The sequence below is a fragment of the Vibrio sp. YT-19(2023) genome, assembly GCF_033337395.1.
Map to the genome: position 1 here is coordinate 1 of NZ_JAWOQN010000254.1, position 892 is coordinate 892.

Below are 892 nucleotides of genomic sequence, written 5' to 3' on the forward strand. Positions count from 1 at the left end.
ACAGTTAGTGGAAAACTGGGCCGATATTCACGGCGTTGTCACCATCACCGCTCAAGGTGCGGTGAAGATTACATTGCCATTTGCTAGTAATGAGCTTCAGCGCACATTGCAAGAATGGATTCAACAACAGCAAGCATCCAAAGCTGTAGCCGCGTTTCCGTATCACATTGAACTCGGCGTAAAAGCACTAGAAACGCAGGTTTCTAATGCGGTGAAAGGTGTGAAGAATATCATTGCGGTGAGCTCTGCAAAGGGTGGGGTGGGCAAATCCACAACAGCCGTTAACTTAGCCTTGGCTATCGGGCAGTCGGGAGCGAAGGTTGGCCTATTGGATGCCGATATATACGGTCCATCGGTTCCGATGATGCTCGGCCAGGAAGATGCGAAACCAGAAGTTCGTGATGGCAAATGGATGGAGCCTATTTTTGCTCACGGCATCTATACTCATTCTATTGGCTATTTAGTTAATAAATCTGAAGCAGCGATCTGGCGTGGCCCTATGGCATCGAAAGCGTTAGCTCAGCTATTGAATGAAACCGATTGGCCAGATCTGGATTACCTAGTGATAGACATGCCTCCAGGCACGGGTGATATCCAGTTGACGTTGTCACAACAAATTCCTGTTACCGGCACGGTTTTGGTGACGACGCCACAAGATTTAGCGTTGGCAGATGCGCGCAAAGGTGCTGCAATGTTTAACAAAGTCAATGTGCCAGTAGTAGGTGTGGTCGAAAATATGAGTTACCACATTTGTAGCCAATGTGGAGCGACTGAACACATCTTTGGTATGGGTGGCGCGGAGAAAATGTCTCAAGAGTTTGGCTTAGCGCTATTGGGCCAAATTCCGTTGCATATTTCTATGCGAGAAGACATTGATGCTGGTGTGCCAACC

The 892-nt window shown here is 48.1% G+C and carries 1 protein-coding gene; it reads left to right on the plus strand.

Annotated features, from left to right (window positions below; genetic code table 11):
• Positions 1–892: iron-sulfur cluster carrier protein ApbC (gene apbC, locus R7E78_RS25240; RefSeq protein ID WP_318058487.1), on the plus strand; the 892-nt coding region annotated here is incomplete at both ends.